Below are 16,675 nucleotides of genomic sequence, written 5' to 3' on the forward strand. Positions count from 1 at the left end.
CCGACGGTACAGTCGGCCGGTGACCACCGCACCCACCGCACCCGTTGTCGCCGCCGGTCTGATCGGCGGATTCGCCACCGCCCGCTACAGCGGGATCCGTCCGTTGGGCGGCGTCGTCCTCGCCGCGGCCGGCGCCTGGTCCACGCGCGAATGGTCTCGGTCGCAGGGTCCGGCCGTCGCAGGTGCGCTGCTGGCCGGGTATCTCGGCGCGTTCGGCGGATCGCATCCACTCGCCAAGAAGATCGGCGCATGGCCATCGGTGCTCTCGGTGACCGCGGCGGTCGCCGGGGTGACCTACGCGGTCGCGGATCGCTGACCCCGAGTCCCGATGAGCACAGCGCCGTGACGAGCCACTGATGTCCGGCGCCACGATCGTCGTCGCCGTGATCGCAGTGGTGGCCGTCGCGGTCGCCGTCGTCGCGCTGCGAGTCCGCACCCGCCCCACCCTGACGACCCCGGCCGAGCGCGCGGTGCACGCCACCCTGCACACCGCGTCGCTCGCGGCCCGCCCGCTTCGCCGGGGACTCGACGCCGACTCAGCCGCCGAAGCGGCTCCGCACCTGCGGGGCCTGACCTCGGCTGACGCACTCGGGCTCGCCGACGCCGACGGAACCGTCCTCGCGTGGGCCGGTCCCTACGAATGCCTGGCGCCGGTCTTCGCCGACGCCGCGACCCGCGCCGTGGATGAGGGGCGTCGCATCCTGATCACGGGTGCCGAGCTCGACGAACCCGGCGTGCGAGCCCTCATCGTCCAGCCGCTGCTCGACGAGTCGCGGGCCGTCGGCGTGATGGGTGTGGTCACCCGCGCCCAGCCCGGCCCCGGCATGCTGTCGGCCATCACCGAGGTCGCCCGGTACGCCGGCAGCCAGATCGAGCTCGCCGAACTCGACGCGTCCCGAGCCCGCCTCGACCGCGCCGAGGTCCGCGCGCTGCGCGCCCAGATCAGCCCCCATTTCATCTACAACGCGCTCGGTACGGTCGCGTCGTTCGTCCGTACCGACCCCGAGCAGGCCCGCGAGTTGATCCTCGAGTTCGCCGACTTCACCCGCTACTCGTTCCGCTCGGCCGGGGAGTACACCGTGCTGGCCGACGAACTGCGCAACATCGACCGCTACCTGACGCTCGAACGCGCCCGCTTCGGCAGCGCGCTGGAGGTGCGTCTGCAGGTCGCCCCGGAGGTCCTCAACGTCGTCCTCCCGTTCTTGGCCCTGCAACCGCTCGTGGAAAACGCGGTGCGACACGGCATCTCCAGCAAACCGGCCGGAGGGACGGTGACGATCATCGCCGCCGACGAGGGCACCGACTGCGTCATCAGCGTCGAGGACGACGGCATCGGCATGGACCCCGAACTCCTGCGCTCGGGCGACCTCGACGCCATCACCTCAGGCGCCTCGGGACCGAGCGCGTCGGAGAACGCCCACGTCGGGCTGGCCAACGTCGACGACCGCCTCCGTGCCGCCTTCGGCAACGACTACGGACTGATCGTCGAGACCGCACCCGGCGCGGGAACCAAGGTCAGCATGCGGGTACCGAAATTCCGACCCGGTATCGCCGTGTGAGCACCGGCCGCAACGACCGGTGGCACGATGGATCCACTGTGACCGACACCCCTGCGACCGACACCTCCGCGACCGCTGCCGCACCGAGCACCGCCCTGACGGTGCTCGCGGTCGACGACGAGTGGCCAGCGCTCGATGAATTGTCTTTCCTGCTGCGGGCGCAGGACCAGGTCGGCGAGGTGCTCACCGCCGCCGACGCCACCACCGCGCTACGCCTGATCAACGACGCGCGCCCGACCGCCATCGACGCGGTGTTCCTCGACATCAACATGCCCGGACTCGACGGGCTCGAACTCGCCGGCGTGCTCGCCGCGTTCGCCGACCCGCCCGCGGTGGTGTTCGTGACCGCCCACGACGACCGTGCGGTGCGCGCCTTCGACCTCGGCGCCGTCGACTACCTCCTCAAACCCGTTCGTGCGCAACGGCTCGCTGAGTCGGTGCGCCGTGTCGTCGACATGCGGGGGAGCCGGGACCCGTCCGAGACGCAGTCGCCCCCGTCGCCCGGTGACGCGGTCGACGAGGTGATCGGCGTCGAGATGGGCGGGGTGACGACCCTGGTGCACCGATCATCGGTGGAGTGGGTCGAGGCCGACGGCGACTACGCCCGGCTGCACACCGCCACCGGTTCGCACCTGGTCCGCATCCCGATCTCCACTCTCGAGACCCGCTGGGCGCAGGTGGGTTTCGTACGGGTGCACCGCTCCTACCTGGTGCCGCTGCCGCTGGTGACCGGCATCCGGACAGCCGGCTCGGGAACGGTCGTGGTGCTGCGGGTACAGCGCGGCGGCGCGCCGGTCGAGCTGCCGGTCAGCCGACGACACACCCGTGAGCTCAAGGACCGCCTCGTGCCGAGCCCCCGCCCGGCCCGGGGATCCCGATGAGCACGCCGTCGGACGGCCCACCCCGTCGCGAACGCGTCGTGCTCGCCACCCGACGCGGTGCGCGCACGATCCGCACCCGCGTCGAGGTGCAGGAACAGACCGAGGTCGGCGATGCGCTGATCCGCGGGCTGATGCGCGCCCAGCTCGGACTCGCGCTGCGCCTGGCCGGCATCACCCTCGGTGTCCTGTGCGCCATCCCGGTGCTGTTGGCCCTGTTCCCCGACGTCGGTGCGGTGACGATCCTCGGGATCCGCCTGTCCTGGATCGTCCTCGGGTTCGCGGTCTACCCGCTGCTGCTCGCCGTGTGCTGGGTCTACAACCGCTCTGCCGACCGCAACGAGCAGGAATTCGGCGACCTCGTCGACGACTGATGACCCACCGACGCGCGATGAGCAGAACACGATGATGAACGGGCTGACCGGGTCGTCGGTCCCGGTGCCGACGGTGGTCGCGTTGGTCGCCGCGGCCGTCGCGACGGTGGCGATCGGGGCCTACGGCGTCCGCCTGGCGCGCACCACTTCGGACTTCCTCGTGGCCTCGCGCAGCGTCGGGTCGAACTGGAACGCCGCGGCCATCTCCGGCGAATACCTCTCGGCCGCGTCGTTTCTCGGCGTCGCCGGTCTGATCGCGAAGTACGGCGCCGACGCACTCTGGTACCCGATCGGTTTCACCGCCGGTTACGTCGGACTGCTGCTGTTCGTCGCGGCACCGCTGCGTCGCTCCGGGGCGTACACCGTTCCCGACTTCGCCGAGTTCCGCCTGGGGTCGAGACGACTCCGAAAGCTCGCCACCGCGGTGGTGGTGCTCATCTGCATCCTGTACCTGGTCCCGCAGCTGCAGGGTGCCGGTCTCACGCTCAACATCCTGTTGGGGATCCCGCCGTGGGTCGGGGCCGTGGTCGTCGGGCTCATCGTGATCGCCAACGTCATCGGCGGCGGCATGCGGTCGATCACGTTCGTGCAGGCGTTCCAGTACTGGCTCAAGCTGACCGCGATCGCCGTGCCCGCCGTCGTGCTCGCCCTCCACTTCTACGGCGGCGATCACGATCTCGGCTCGAGTGCACCGCCGACGGTGACCGAACAGACCACCGTCGACGTGACCACCGACGTCGTCGTCCAGGTCGCGGCGCCACTGGAGGTCACGGCCACCGGGACCATCGACGGGCAGGCGGTGTCGGGGCCGATCCGACTCACCCCCGGCGACCACGAGCTGACATCGGGCACGTCGGTGGTGCTCGCCGCGGGGTCGTCGGTGCCGGTGGTCGCCGGAGCGCCCGCCACCCATCAGCAGTGGGCGACACCGGGGTGGGGATTCGGCGGCGACCACCCGATGTACCAGGTCTACTCGCTGATCATCGGGATCTTTCTGGGCACCATGGGATTACCCCACGTCCTGGTGCGCTTCTACACCAACCCCGACGGACGGGCCGCGCGCCGGACCTCGCTCGCCGTGGTCGGACTGCTGTCGGTGTTCTACCTCTTCCCGACGCTGCTCGGCGCCTTCGCCCGACTCTGGGTGCCGCAGCTGCTCATCACCGGCGGTTCCGACGCCGCGGTGTTGCTGCTGCCGGGGTCGGTGGTCTCCGGGATCGGCGGGCAGCTACTCGCCGCGCTCGTCGCGGCGGGGGCCATCGCGGCGTTCCTGGCGACGTCGTCGGGATTGCTGGTCAGTGTGGCCGGTGTCCTGAGCACCGACGTGCTGCGGGGGCGGGTGCGCGACTTCCGGCTCGCCTCGCTGCTCGCCGGGGTGATCCCGGTGCTGCTGGCCGTCGGCGTCACGTCGATCGACCTGTCGCGCACCGTCGGTCTGGTCTTCGCGGTCGCCGCGTCCACCCTGTGCCCGCTGCTGGTGCTCGGCATCTGGTGGCGTGGACTCACCGCGGTGGGCGCGGCCGCAGGACTGATCGTCGGCGGTGTCGTCGCCGGGGGAGCGGCCCTGACCACCGCGGTCGGCGGCTTCTCCGACGACCTCTGGGGCGGGTGGCCGTCGGTGCTGGTCGGATACCCCGCCGCGATCAGCGTGCCGTTGGCGTTCGCGGTCATGGTGGGCGTCTCGCTGCGGACCTCTGATCGGATCCCGGCCGACGTCGCGCGGGTCCTGACCCGACTGCACGCCCCCGAACGCCTCGGTGTGGGACGCGACCGCGAGGCCAATCTCTAGCCCGACGCGTCGACCCCGCCGTACCGCTCGTCGCACCACATCGACCGTTCGTCGCACACTCACGCAGCTCGGCGTGTGACCGGCGCCACCACACCCTTTTGTGACCTGGCTCTCACTACTGTCTGCAGGCAACTCGCAATCCCGCTCAATTCAGGAGTTGTCATGACCACATCGAGCCCGGAACGGTCTCCCGCGCGGAAGGCTCCGGACGAGCAGGCCTTCATCGACATGCAGGCGTCCCCGGAGTTCCAGGAACTCCGCAGTCGGCTGCGTCGCTTCGTCTTCCCGCTCACCGGGTTCTTCCTCGCCTGGTACGCCCTGTACGTCCTGCTCGCGACCTACGCAACGGACTTCATGGCCACCAAGGTCTTCGGCAACGTCAACCTCGGCATCATCCTCGGCCTCGGGCAGTTCGTGTCGACGTTCGTGATCACCGCGATCTACGTGCGTTTCGCCAACCGCGATCTCGATCCCCGCGCCGCCGCCATCCGCGACGAGCTGGAAGGCCCGCTCTCATGACCACTCTCGCCGCAGACTCCACGGCGGTCGGTAGCCCGATCCTCAACATCGCCATCTTCGTGGCGTTCGTCGTCATCACCATGACGATCGTCATCCGCGCCAGCCGCACCACCAAGAAGGCATCCGACTTCTACACCGGCGGCGGACAGTTCTCCGGCCCGCAGAACGGATTCGCGATCGCAGGCGACTACCTGTCGGCCGCGTCGTTCCTCGGCATCGCGGGCGCCATCGCGGTCTACGGCTACGACGGCTTCCTCTACAGCGTCGGGTTCCTCGTCGCCTGGTTGGTCGCCCTGCTCCTCGTCGCCGAACTGCTGCGCAACACCGGCCGGTTCACGATGGCCGACGTCTTGAGCTTCCGGCTCAAAGAACGCCCGGTACGCATGGCCGCGGCGCTGTCGACGCTGACGGTGTCGCTGTTCTACCTGCTGGCCCAGATGGCCGGTGCCGGTGGACTCGTCGCGCTGCTGCTCAACATCGACGGCAAGTTCGGCCAGGGTGTCGTCGTCGCGGTCGTGGGTGTCCTGATGATCGTGTACGTCCTCGTCGGGGGCATGAAGGGCACCACCTACGTCCAGATGGTCAAGGCCGTGTTGTTGATCCTCGGCGCCGGCATCATGTTCGTCCTCGTCTTGCTGGCGGTGAAGGGCAACTTCTCGACGCTGCTCGCCGACGCACAGGCCAACTCCAGCAAGGACATCCTCGCGCCGGGCGCCAAGTACGGCATCAGCGCGATGTCGCGGCTGGACTTCATCTCGCTCGGCATCGCCCTCGTTCTCGGCACCGCCGGACTGCCGCACGTGCTGATGCGCTTCTACACCGTGCCCACCGCCAAGGAGGCCCGTCGGTCGGTCACCTGGGCCATCGGCCTCATCGGTGCGTTCTACCTGTTCACGCTGGTGCTCGGTTACGGCGCGGCGCGCATGGTCGGCCCGGAGAAGATCCTCGCCGCACCCGGTAAGGAGAACGCCGCCGCGCCGCTGCTCGCGTTCGAACTCGGCGGCACCATCTTCCTCGCGGTGATCTCGGCGGTCGCCTTCGCGACCATCCTGGCCGTCGTGGCGGGTCTGGCCATCACGGCGTCGGCGTCCTTCGCCCACGACGTGTACGCCAGTGTCATCAAGCGCGACAACGCATCCGAGGAGCAGCAGGTCCGCGTCTCGCGGATCACAGTGGTGGTCATCGGGGTCGTCTCGATCGTGTTGGGCATCCTCGCGATGGGGCAGAACATCGCGTTCCTCGTCGCGTTGGCCTTTGCCGTGGCGGCCTCGGCCAACCTGCCGACGCTGCTGTTCTCGCTGTTCTGGCGGAAGTTCAACACCACCGGCGCACTGTTCAGCATCTACGGCGGCCTGATCACCTGTATCGGTTTGATCGTGATCTCGCCCGCGGTGTCGGGCAAGCCGACCTCGATGTTCCCGGACGCGAACTTCGACATCTTCCCGATGTCGAACCCAGGCATCGTCTCGATCCCGGCCGGCTTCCTGCTCGCGGTGATCGGCACCTGGATCGGACGTCGCAAGCAGGAGAGCGTCGCCAAGCAGGCCGAGATGGAGGTCCGCTCACTCACCGGTGTCGGTGTCGAGAAGGCGGTCTCGCACTAGTCGTCAGACCCCCACCCCTCGCGGGTGGGGGTTGCCGGCGGGTGTCGACGTGGCAAACTCCGCGGTGCGGGTCATGGTGATCGTAAATGCATGCAGGCTAATGCATTTGGCGATGAACGTAACGAACGTCTCTTTCCGAGCATCTGGTGCGATTCGGACGTGCAGTGTTTAACTACTCTGGCTAACTAACTGACCAGAGAAGTGGAGCGCTGCGTGATCTCGATCGGAATCGTGGGTGGCGGGGCCGCGGCCGTGAGCCTGCTGCGGCAACTGCCGTACACCGACCGGCTCGACGTCTGTGTGTACGCCGACCGGCCTCTCGGACCGGGCCGCGCCTATTGCGAGAACGCCGACTCGGCCATTCTCAACCGCCAGGTGTTCGCGATGTCGGTGTCGGACTCGTGGCCGGACGAGTTCCACGACTGGGTACGGGCGCACGCGCCGGAGTGGCTCGACGAGGACGAACACAGCTTCGTGCCCCGCAACCTCTACGGCCGGTACCTCACCGACTCCGCCGACACCGCGGCGTCGCATTTCGGCGAGCGACTCACCTTCGTCTCCGGACGCGTCATCGACATCGCCCCGCACGACACGCGGTGGCGGCTGACCGTCGACTCCGGGGACGGCGTGCCCGCGGAGGCGACCCACGACATGGTGGTGTTGGCACTCGGGTCGAGCCCGCCCGCCGACCCGTACCGCCTGCACGGGGTGGCGTCCTACACACCCGATCCGTACCCGACCAGCGGATGGATCGACGACGTGGCGGCCACGCAGTCGGCAGCGGTCATCGGTACCGGTCTCAGCGCCGTCGACGTCGCCCTCGCGGTACGTCAGCGTGGATGGCGTGGTCACCTGACGATGGCATCGCGGCACGGGATCCTGCCCGACGCCCGCGCGATCGTCTCGCCGCTGGACTTCGACCCCGACATCTCGGCTCTCATCATGCGGGTCACCCGCAAACGCGGCGGTCTCGAGTGGGAGGACGTCCTGCACATCGTCGACTATCTCGCCCTGGGCGAGGGGATCCGACGCTCGGAGGTCCGAGCCGCGTTCCGTGCGATCTCGCAGCCGGCGGGCGAGCGACTGGCCGAGATGGCCGTCGCCACCGGATCGGTCGATGTCGCCGTACAACGCCTTGTCATCGGCATCGCCCAGCACTACGTCAACGAGATCTGGGCGGCCATGACCCGTACGGCACGCGCGACGTTCCTGACCACCACCCACGCCGCATTCCAGGCGCTGTCGAACCCGCTGCCCGCCAAGAGCGCGCGACGGCTCGGGCTGATGCTCAGCGACGGACAGCTCACCATCTCCGCAGGCGTGAGCGACGTGGACCCGGGACGAACCGGATTCTGCATGAGCTTCGCCGACGGCTCACGACGGTCGGTCGAACACGCGGTCAACGCGACCCGTACCCCGGCCGGTGCACCGTCACCGGCGGCCGCGAGCCTGGTGTCGTCACTGCTCTATCGGGGCCTGGCGCAACGCAATCCCTACGGCGGACTGCGCGTGGACGTCGGCACCAACGCGTTGCTCGACGCCGCGGGAGGCCCGGTCCCCGGTGTGTACGTGATCGGCGAGATCGCCTCGGGCGACCTCTACTACATCAGCAGCATGGGCAAGATCCGCCGTCGCGCGCGGTCGGTGGCACGCCACATCGCCGACGAATCGGTGACATCGAAGCGGTCGGAGGCCACCCGTGTCTGAACTGATCTCGCTGCCCCGCCGACACGCAACGGTGATGCTGCTCGTCGCGGTGATGGTGCCGCAGCTGGGGCTGAGTCTGCTCAACCCGTCGATCCCGGACATGGCCGCCGACCTCGGCACCTCGGTGTCGGCGATCCAGCTGACGTTGTCGGGATACATGGCCGGATACGCGATCTCGATGTTCGCCGCCGGGGTCCTGGCCGACCGCTTCGACGCGCGCACCCTCCAGGTGTGGGGATTGGTGCTCTTCGCGGTCGGCGGGGTGCTCGCCGCGACCGCGCCGAACGTCGGTGTGCTCGCGGCCGCGCGGGTGGTGCAGGCCATCGGTGGTACCTCGGCGACGGTGCTGTGCCGGCTGGTGATCCAACGGCGCTACCCCGAGTCCGAGCGCATGCAAATCCTCACGTCGCTGTCGATCGTCATCGCGGCCACCCCGGCGCTCTCCCCGTTCGTGGGAGCCTCGCTCATCGAGATCGCCACGTGGCGTTCGCTGTTCGGGGTGCTGGCGGCGGTGGGTCTGGTCCTGGCGTTCGCGTTCTCCCGGCTGGTGCCATCGGCCCGCCCGACGACCCCGGTCGCGGTGCGGCCGTCGTCGATCGCTGCGGGCATCGGTGCAGCCTTGCGCCGCGGCGGGTTCTACTGGCACGCAGCGGTGATCTCGCTGGCCTGGATGAGTTATTTCCTGTTCATCGAGCAGTCGGCCTACCTGCTGCAGGGCATCCACCGGGTGTCGCGGATCGAGTACGGACTGTTGCTGATGATCCCGGCGATCGGGTACATCAGCGGTAGCGTCCTGATCCGCCGCCTGAGTTCGCACGGCCGGGCGTACCTGCTCGGCACGTCGATCGGCGGGGTCGGTGCGACGGTCGTGATCGCGCTCGCCGTCTCCGGCGTCGACTCCGTGTTCGCCCTCGTCATACCACTGGCCGTGACGTACGTCGGTGTCGGCGCGGCGATCCCGCACGCGCAGAGCGGCTTGATCTCGCTGAACCTGCCCGCGCAGGGAGTCGGCGCGGGACTGTTCTTCTTCGTCCAGATGGCCAGTGGCGCGCTCTACAGTTCGATCGTCGAGGCGCTGCACCTACGGACGATCGCCCCCATCGCGATCGCCATCGGAACCCCGGCACTGGTGCTGGTGGCGGTCACCCTCGCGCGACTGGGGTTGGATCGGCGACGGTCTGTGTCGAACGTGCCGGACGTCGCCGAGCACCGCGAACCGCAGCCCGCCCGCTGACCCGCCAGTTGGGCAGGTAAACGCGTCGGTTGGGCACCTACCCACCGAACTGGCGGCTTTACGTGCCCAACTGACGGCTTTACGTGCCCAACTGACGGGTCTGAGTGCCCAACTGGCGTCAGTGCAGGCCGTAAGTTCGGTATCACCCGCTCGTACCGAGCAGCGCCATGAACTCTCCGTCGGGGATGTGTAGGTCGATCGAGTCGAGCGCGGACGCCGATGGGGTGCACCGACCTGAGTCGGTGCACCCCATCGGTGCTGGTGGTTGACGGTGGCGGGCTTGCTACTGCTCGTGGCGCCCCGGGCCGTCGGGACGGTATCCGGGAGGCGGGTAGTCACCCTGGCGGTACTCGCCGGGCCCACCCGGCTGGCCGTACTGCTGCCCGTATTGCCCCCGGTTGTCGGGGCCGGGATATCCGCCGCCCTGGCCGGGCTGACCGTACTGCGGTGTTCCGCCGGGCTGGTTCGGTCCCGGATACGGCTGCTGCGGAGGCTGGTTCTGGGGGCCGGGGTTCTGGGGCCGCTGGGCCTGCGGAGCCGGGCCCTGACCCTGGCCGCCGAACTGTCCGGAGATGTTGGGGCTGCGATCCAGCGGGCTGTCGCCCTGCGACGACCCCGCAGCGCCGGCGCCGGGGAATGCGGTGGTCGACGACTCGTCGGCGGCGGCCTTCTGCTTGGCCTCCTTCGGGTCCTTGCCGGCCAGCAGGTCACGGATCTCGGTGAGCAGCTCGGCCTCGGTGAGCGCCGCGGCGTCGTCACCGGCCTTCGCGCGCAACGCCTTGAGCTTCTCGAACGGCATCACGATGACGAAGTAGACGACCGAGGCGATGATGAGGAAGTTCAACGCCGCGGTGATCAGCGTCCCGAAATCCACGAAGGTGCTGGGATTACCGTTGCGGATCGTGAACCCGAGTCCCTGCGCCGCGTCGGTGCCGCCGAGCGAGTTGATCAGCGGCTGGATGATGCTGCCCGTGAACGCGGTGACGATGGCGCTGAACGCGGCGCCGACGACAACAGCGACAGCGAGGTCGATCACATTGCCGCGGAGCAGGAATTCCTTGAATCCTTTGAGCATGTGTCTGTCCTGTTCGATCAAGGCGCGGCGATGTTCGGCCACGTCCGGTGAATGGATCGTAACCAGACCCGGTGTGGCATGCGGGACTCTGGCCTCGCTCGGCGCGCCCTGATCGACACCGGAGACCGCTCAGCTGCGCCGACAGCGCCGAGGTGAACCAAATGCATTGTCGGATCAGTGAAAGACAACTGTCAGCGGGGCGGCCAGCGTGGCCCCGGCGACGGTGTGGGCCTCGCGTTCACCCATCGCCAGCATGATGACCGGCGCCGCCGATCCCCGCGCGGCACGCGAATCCGGTGCCGCGACCACCGCGACGACCGCCCCGCGCACCAGAACTCGCCCCGACGCGGTCTTCGACGTCGGAGCACCTCCTGAATCCTGTTCGTCGACAACGGCATCGCTGCCGGTAGCGGATGCCTGCCGCTGTGCGTCCGGCGCCTCGGTGAGCACGTCGACGACGTCGCCGGAGCGCAGCAGGCGCACCACCGCATCGTCGGCGAGGCGGACCGGCACCAACCGGGCGTTCGCGTCGTTCATCAGCTGGGTGGGCAGGCGAGGCGAGAGCAATCGCCAGTCGGTCAGCACCTCGCCGCGGTGGACGGGACCGGTGACGGTCCGTCCCACCCCGTCGCGACTCATCCGAAGTGCACCGTCAGGGCGCTCGCCCGGGCCGATGCGAAGCTCGGTCAGATCGGTCGCGGCCAACTCCGTACCGGGGGACAGATCGTGCGCGGCGACCATGACCGTGACCTGCTGTTCCCCACGATGCGCCACGACCGCCGCGACGATCGAGGCGACGAGCAACGCGACGGCGAGAGTGCGGCGCACCGCCAGGGCGCGCGTCCACCCGGGCTGCGCGGCGCCGCGAAGCCGATCGACGATCGTCGGCTGGAGACGGAACCGGTCGGCAGGCATGCCCTCACGGTAGGAACGGGCGCCGACCGACGCGAGAGATCAGCCAATCGCCCTGTGGACGGACCGGAACTGTGGATCGCGAGACGGTGTGCGCACGGGCGACGACCCGGGCAGGACGGTCAGGACGCAGCGGCGGGGGTCGAGGACGACCCTGATCCCGAGGACCCCGACGACTTGTCCGCGGACTTCGAGGACTTGTCCGACGAGGACGACGAAGACGAGTCCTTGGTCGACGACGACTTCGAGTCCGAGGACGACGACGACTTCGAATCCGACGACGAGGAGTCGCTGCTCGCGCTCTCCGACGCGGTCGACCCGGATCGGCTGTCGGTGCGGTAGAAGCCGCTGCCCTTGAACACGATGCCCACGGAGTTGAAGAGTTTGCGCAGTTTGCCGCCGCATTTCGGGCACTCGGTGAGCGAGTCGTCGGTGAACGACTGGAAGATGTCGAACCGGTTGTCGCACTGTGTGCAGGCGTACGAGTAAGTCGGCACCGGGCACCTCCGAGGGAGTGAGTGGCCGCGCGTCGTCACGTCGTCGCGCGGTGTGATCAGGGGCCCGCATCGCGGACCGCCGTCGAGTCTACCGCCGTTTCTGGCACTCATGACACGCGAGTGCCAATGGGCGAGTGGAGCGACGGTCACCCGAGCCGGGTGAACCCGTCGCCGGGGGTCAACGACCAGCCCACGGCGATGTCGTACTCGTCGGCCGGGATCTCGTCGAGCACCTCGCCGTCGAAGACCACGGCCACCAGCTCGGCACCGGTCGCGGCCAGCGAGCGGTCGTAATATCCCGCTCCGCGGCCCAGGCGCACGCCGCGCCGGTCGACGGCCAGCGCCGGGATCAGGGCGACCTCCGCGATGTCGAGGGCAGTGTTCGACAACCGCCGACCGGTGGGCTCGGACAGACGGAACCGTCCGGTTCGCAACCCGTGCCTGCCGGTGTAGCGCGCCCATTCCAACGCCGTCGGGGGCCCGTCGGGGGTGATGGGCAGCAGTACGTTCACGCCCCGGTCGACCAGCGCGTCGAGCATCTGTCCGGTCCCCGGCTCGGTCCCGACACTCGCGTAGCAACAGACGGTCACGTCGGCCTCGAGCCGGAACGGGACGTCGACCGACATCCAGCCCGCCAGATCCGTGGCGGCCGCCGCGCGCTCGGTCTCGTCCATGGCAGCGCGGTCGGCGATGAGTCGTCGGCGCAACGCGGCCTTCGCCCCGGCGACGGAATCCTCCGGTGTGTCGCTCACCGGAGGAGGTCCCTGTGTCGGCTCCATGGTCTCCACCCTTCGCGATCGGCGCCCACCCGATAGATTGCGTGTGCGATCGACGTTGCCACAAGCCGGCGTCGATCGAGCGCACGCACAGTCGGTGTCCAGGGTCGAGTCCTAGGGTGAGGAACATGACGGAAACGCAGACGGTCGGAAATCAGGGCGACGGGTCGCCAGGCGCCGAGTACGAGTTCGTACCCAACACACCGCCGATCCCCAAGACGGCGATCGTGCCCGCGGCCGGCCTGGGCACCCGCTTTCTGCCCGCCACGAAGACGGTGCCCAAGGAGCTGCTGCCGGTCGTCGACACCCCCGGCATCGAACTCGTCGCCGAGGAGGCCAAATCGGCGGGCGCCGAACGACTGCTGATCATCACCTCGCCCGGCAAGGACGGTGTCGTCGCTCACTTCGTCGAGGACCTGGTGTTGGAGAACACGCTGGAGAAGCGGGGCAAGAACGCCATGCTGGCGAAGGTGCGCAACGCGCCGTCGCTGATGCACGTCTCGTCGGTGATCCAGGAGAAGCCCCTCGGGCTCGGCCACGCGGTCGGCTGTGTGGAGTCCCAGCTCGACGACGACGAGGACGCGATCGCGGTCCTGCTGCCCGACGACCTCGTGCTGCCCGGGGGAGTTCTCGAGGTGATGGCCCGCACCCGGCAGCGTCGCGGCGGCACCGTCCTCTGCGCGATCGAGGTGCCCACCGAGAAGATCTCCGCGTACGGCGTGTTCGACGTCGAGCCGCTTCCGGACGCCCACAACCCGAACGTCATGCGGCTCAAGGGGATGGTCGAGAAGCCCGACGCCGCCGATGCGCCGTCGAACTACGCCGCGGCCGGTCGCTACATCCTCGATCGCGCCATCTTCGACGCCCTGAAGCGGATCAAACCCGGTGCCGGCGGCGAGTTGCAGCTCACCGACGCGATCGCCCTGCTCATCGAGGAGGGCCACCCGGTGCATGTCGTGGTCCACCGTGGCACCCGGCACGACCTCGGCAACCCGGGCGGTTACCTCAAGGCGTGCGTCGACTTCGCGCTCGACCGCGACGACTACGGCCCCGATCTGCGTGAGTTCCTCGAAGAGCGACTCAAGCAGTCCTGATCGCCGCGCACACCGCGTTGCGTCACCGGTTCGGCTCGTCGACCGGCTAACGTCGGATTCTGCGCGAACTGACGTGTGGAGAGTTGGGCGGGAGGCGAGATGCGGTCGGTCGAGGATCAATTGACGCGGGTGACCGCGGCCGCGGTCGCACCACGCCCGGTGCGGGTGGCCATCTCGGAGGCGCAGGGTCTGCTCTGTGCCGAGGAGGTGACGACGGAGAACCCGCTGCCCGGATTCGATCAGGCCGCCATCGACGGCTATGCGGTGCGCAGCGTCGACGTCGCCGAGGCGGGGATCGTCGCATCCGACGACTCCGAGGCCCCCGGCGAGCACGTCGTCGTGGTGCTGCCGGTGGTCGGCGAGGTGGAGGCGGGATCGCGCACGCCGACCCGACTGCAGCCGCGGCAGGCCGTACGGGTCGAAACCGGCGCGCCCCTGCCGACTCTCGCCGACGCGGTCCTGCCGCTGCGGTGGACCGACGGCGGGGTGTCGAAGGTCAAGATCGGCCACGCAGTCGAGACCGGCGACTACGTCCGTCGCGTGGGTGACGACGTGCAACCCGGCGACGTGGCCGTGCGCGCAGGCACCATCATCGGTGCCGCCCAGGTGGGATTGCTTGCCGCGGTGGGTCGTACCCGCGTTCTGGTTCACCCGCGGCCCCGACTGTCGGTCATCTCGGTGGGTGGCGAACTGGTCGACATCGACCGAACCCCGGGTGCGGGACAGGTTTTCGACGTCAACAGCTACTCGCTGGCCGCAGCCGCGCGCGACGCAGGCGCCGACGTCAACCGCGTGGGCATCGCCGATCGTGAGGCCTCGCAACTGCGGGACGTGGTGGAGGGGCAGCTCATCCGGTCGGAGATCGTGGTGATCTGCGCGCCGCTCGGCGGCACGGCGTCGGAGAACATCCGTGACGCATTGGCGCCGTTGGGTGAGATCAACGTCGAACGCATCGCCATGCACCCCGCCTCGGTGCAGGGCTTCGGCCAGCTCGGTCGCGACGAGGTCCCGACCTTCCTGTTGCCGTCGAATCCCGTGAGCGCGCTCGTCGCGTTCGAGGTGATGGTCCGCCCGCTCATCCGCATCGCGCTGGGCAAGCGCAAGCCGATGCGTCGCATCATCCGGGCACGCACCGTCGGACCGATCGCGTCGGTGCGCGGCCGTAAGGGCTATCTGCGTGGGCAGCTGATGCGCGACGAACAGACCGGTGAATACCTCGTGCAGGTCATCGGCACGTCCGAGAGCGGGTCGTCGCACCTGCTCGCGGGACTGGCCGAGGCGAACTGTCTGGTGATGGTCGAGCCCGAGGTCGAGGAGCTCCGCATCGGCGAAGAGGTCGACGTCGCGTTCCTGGCGCAGCGTGGTTAGCGCCTCCGCGGTCGGACGCGGGTAATAGTCTTCGATCGTGTTTGGACGATGGGCGAGCGGCGGCAGCGGGCATCCCGGCTGGCCGACGGTGTTGGGGCCGCTGCAGACGAGGGCGGGAACGGTGACGCTGCGTGGCGTCCGCCTCCGCGACGCCCGCGCATGGAGCTCGCTGCGCATCGCCAACCAGAACACCCTCATGCCGTGGGAACCCACCGGTCAGGGCAACTGGGTCGACCGTCACCACATGACCTCGTGGCCCACGCTGCACTCGGTGCTCAAGCGTGAGGCCAAGAACGGGTCGATGCTGCCGCTGGTCATCGAGGTCGACGGCGAGTTCGTCGGGCAGCTGACCATCGGGAACATCCAGCGCGGGGCCCTGCGCAACGCCTGGATCGGCTACTGGATCGACAACGCGGTGACCAATCAGGGGGTGGCGACCGCCGCGGTCGCGCTCGGGGTGGATCACTGCTTCGGCGCGGTCGGGCTACACCGACTCGAGGCGACGGTTCAACCCGGCAACGAGGCGTCCAAGGCCGTGCTCACCAAGGTCGGATTCCGCAAGGAGGGCCTGCTCGAGCGCTACATGGACGTCGACCGTGGGTGGCGCGACCACATCCTGTTCGCGCTCACCGCCGAGGAGATCGCCGGCAGTGCCGCCGAGGCCCTCGTGCGCAGCGGTCGGGCGTCGTATCTCGGCTGATCGGCCCCGCCGACGGCGGGCGAGAACTTTTGTCGTCGCCTCGGCGCGTCTGCGCTGGCCGGGACGCCCCCACCCCTAGCCTGAAGGGGGTCATTTGTGACTCATGAGGCTCGGGTGATCACCAGGGTCGGTCGAAGACGGAGAGGAGAGCCGCGGTCATGCCGAATTCCGTGTTGTGGGTGTGTCTGGTGGCGATCTGGCTGTTCGTGCTGGTGCCGATGGTGATCAAGGGGCGCCCGGAGGTCCGCAAGCGCACCGAGGCCACCCTGGCGACCCGCGTCATCAACCGTGGCGGTCGCGCGATGTCGAAGGCGAGCAGCAAGGTCGCGCGCGGTCGTCACCCGCACGACGCCGACTGGGTTGCACCGGTACGCGAGTACCGCAAGCCCGGTGAGCTGATCAACGAACTCGACGACCATTCGGATGTCTTGGTCGCCGACGAGCCCGAGGAGATCGACGACGCCGACGAGATCGTCGCCGACGCAGACGATCACAGTCGCGACACCGACGAGATCGGCCCGGCCGATGTCGTCGACGGTGCCGACGACGGCGAACTCGAGTCCGATGATGCCGATCTGGACGCCGACGA

16 protein-coding genes and 1 pseudogene are annotated in these 16,675 nt (G+C 69.0%); 13 read left to right on the forward strand and 4 right to left on the reverse strand.

The window, feature by feature from the left end:
- The first annotated feature begins 19 nt into the window (after positions 1–19).
- The 9 genes from JHC79_RS18785 to JHC79_RS18825 all read left to right on the forward strand — a co-directional run bounded on the left by JHC79_RS18785 (position 20) and on the right by JHC79_RS18825 (position 9,664).
- The gene (locus JHC79_RS18785) at positions 20–316 is read left to right on the forward strand and encodes a hypothetical protein (RefSeq protein WP_296393671.1); all 297 of its coding nucleotides are present in this window, start codon (positions 20–22) and stop codon (positions 314–316) included.
- A gap of 40 nt (positions 317–356) precedes the next feature.
- On the forward strand, positions 357–1,559 hold the full coding sequence (locus JHC79_RS18790) for a histidine kinase (protein ID WP_296393673.1): 1,203 nt from the start codon (positions 357–359) through the stop codon (positions 1,557–1,559).
- 95 nt (positions 1,560–1,654) lie between these two features.
- On the forward strand, positions 1,655–2,440 hold the full coding sequence (locus JHC79_RS18795; protein WP_296393697.1) for a LytTR family DNA-binding domain-containing protein: 786 nt from the start codon (positions 1,655–1,657) through the stop codon (positions 2,438–2,440).
- Positions 2,437–2,811: a hypothetical protein gene (locus JHC79_RS18800; protein WP_296393675.1), complete on the forward strand. Its 375-nt coding sequence runs from the start codon at positions 2,437–2,439 to the stop codon at positions 2,809–2,811. The genes JHC79_RS18795 and JHC79_RS18800 overlap by 4 nt, the downstream gene beginning before the upstream one ends.
- Positions 2,812–2,845: 34 nt before the next feature.
- On the forward strand, positions 2,846–4,600 hold the full coding sequence (locus JHC79_RS18805) for a cation acetate symporter (RefSeq protein ID WP_296393700.1): 1,755 nt from the start codon (positions 2,846–2,848) through the stop codon (positions 4,598–4,600).
- A gap of 162 nt (positions 4,601–4,762) precedes the next feature.
- Positions 4,763–5,119, forward strand: a complete 357-nt coding sequence (locus tag JHC79_RS18810; protein WP_188490958.1) for a DUF485 domain-containing protein — start codon at positions 4,763–4,765, stop codon at positions 5,117–5,119.
- Positions 5,116–6,723, forward strand: coding sequence for a cation acetate symporter (locus tag JHC79_RS18815; protein WP_296393677.1), 1,608 nt, complete (start codon positions 5,116–5,118; stop codon positions 6,721–6,723). The genes JHC79_RS18810 and JHC79_RS18815 overlap by 4 nt, the downstream gene beginning before the upstream one ends.
- Positions 6,724–6,936: 213 nt before the next feature.
- Positions 6,937–8,430 carry an FAD/NAD(P)-binding protein gene (locus tag JHC79_RS18820; RefSeq protein WP_296393680.1) on the forward strand — a complete coding sequence of 498 codons (1,494 nt, stop codon included), beginning with the start codon at positions 6,937–6,939 and terminating at the stop codon, positions 8,428–8,430.
- The gene (locus JHC79_RS18825) at positions 8,423–9,664 is read left to right on the forward strand and encodes an MFS transporter (protein ID WP_296393682.1); all 1,242 of its coding nucleotides are present in this window, start codon (positions 8,423–8,425) and stop codon (positions 9,662–9,664) included. Before JHC79_RS18820 ends, JHC79_RS18825 begins: the two co-directional genes overlap by 8 nt.
- Positions 9,665–9,947: 283 nt before the next feature.
- Here JHC79_RS18825 and mscL read toward each other — a convergent pair whose 3' ends face one another.
- The 4 genes from mscL to JHC79_RS18845 form a co-directional block, all read right to left on the reverse strand.
- A complete protein-coding gene (gene mscL, locus JHC79_RS18830) occupies positions 9,948–10,739 on the reverse strand; it encodes a large-conductance mechanosensitive channel protein MscL (RefSeq protein ID WP_296393684.1) in 792 nt (263 codons plus the stop codon).
- A 174-nt stretch (positions 10,740–10,913) separates the two neighbouring features.
- A complete protein-coding gene (locus tag JHC79_RS18835) occupies positions 10,914–11,654 on the reverse strand; it encodes an SAF domain-containing protein (RefSeq protein ID WP_296393686.1) in 741 nt (246 codons plus the stop codon).
- A gap of 119 nt (positions 11,655–11,773) precedes the next feature.
- Complete coding sequence (locus tag JHC79_RS18840; RefSeq protein WP_296393689.1) at positions 11,774–12,148, reverse strand: FmdB family zinc ribbon protein; 375 nt, start codon at positions 12,146–12,148, stop codon at positions 11,774–11,776.
- A 146-nt stretch (positions 12,149–12,294) separates the two neighbouring features.
- Positions 12,295–12,900, reverse strand: a complete 606-nt coding sequence (locus JHC79_RS18845; protein ID WP_366783063.1) for a 5-formyltetrahydrofolate cyclo-ligase — start codon at positions 12,898–12,900, stop codon at positions 12,295–12,297.
- 152 nt (positions 12,901–13,052) lie between these two features.
- Between JHC79_RS18845 and JHC79_RS18850 the strand changes: the two genes are divergently transcribed.
- The 4 genes and pseudogenes from JHC79_RS18850 to JHC79_RS18865 all read left to right on the forward strand — a co-directional run.
- Complete coding sequence (locus tag JHC79_RS18850; RefSeq protein WP_296393691.1) at positions 13,053–14,018, forward strand: UTP--glucose-1-phosphate uridylyltransferase; 966 nt, start codon at positions 13,053–13,055, stop codon at positions 14,016–14,018.
- A gap of 99 nt (positions 14,019–14,117) precedes the next feature.
- Positions 14,118–15,386, forward strand: a complete 1,269-nt coding sequence (glp, locus tag JHC79_RS18855; RefSeq protein WP_296393693.1) for a gephyrin-like molybdotransferase Glp — start codon at positions 14,118–14,120, stop codon at positions 15,384–15,386.
- Between the two features lie 37 nt (positions 15,387–15,423).
- Positions 15,424–16,086: a GNAT family protein gene (locus JHC79_RS18860; protein WP_296393695.1), complete on the forward strand. Its 663-nt coding sequence runs from the start codon at positions 15,424–15,426 to the stop codon at positions 16,084–16,086.
- 158 nt (positions 16,087–16,244) lie between these two features.
- A pseudogene (locus JHC79_RS18865) lies at positions 16,245–16,675 on the forward strand (hypothetical protein); the annotation flags it as partial.

The sequence above is a fragment of the Williamsia sp. genome (genome assembly GCF_016462415.1).
In the GTDB taxonomy this organism is placed as follows: domain Bacteria; phylum Actinomycetota; class Actinomycetes; order Mycobacteriales; family Mycobacteriaceae; genus Williamsia_A.

Coding starts and splice junctions, on each gene's coding strand:
- JHC79_RS18835 (WP_296393686.1), bottom strand. CDS start 11,654: ATGCCTGCCGACCGGTTCCGTCTCCAGCCGACGATCGTCGATCGGCTT.
- mscL (WP_296393684.1), bottom strand. CDS start 10,739: ATGCTCAAAGGATTCAAGGAATTCCTGCTCCGCGGCAATGTGATCGAC.
- JHC79_RS18815 (WP_296393677.1), top strand. CDS start 5,116: ATGACCACTCTCGCCGCAGACTCCACGGCGGTCGGTAGCCCGATCCTC.
- JHC79_RS18790 (WP_296393673.1), top strand. CDS start 357: ATGTCCGGCGCCACGATCGTCGTCGCCGTGATCGCAGTGGTGGCCGTC.
- glp (WP_296393693.1), top strand. CDS start 14,118: ATGCGGTCGGTCGAGGATCAATTGACGCGGGTGACCGCGGCCGCGGTC.
- JHC79_RS18810 (WP_188490958.1), top strand. CDS start 4,763: ATGACCACATCGAGCCCGGAACGGTCTCCCGCGCGGAAGGCTCCGGAC.
- JHC79_RS18850 (WP_296393691.1), top strand. CDS start 13,053: ATGACGGAAACGCAGACGGTCGGAAATCAGGGCGACGGGTCGCCAGGC.
- JHC79_RS18805 (WP_296393700.1), top strand. CDS start 2,846: ATGAACGGGCTGACCGGGTCGTCGGTCCCGGTGCCGACGGTGGTCGCG.
- JHC79_RS18800 (WP_296393675.1), top strand. CDS start 2,437: ATGAGCACGCCGTCGGACGGCCCACCCCGTCGCGAACGCGTCGTGCTC.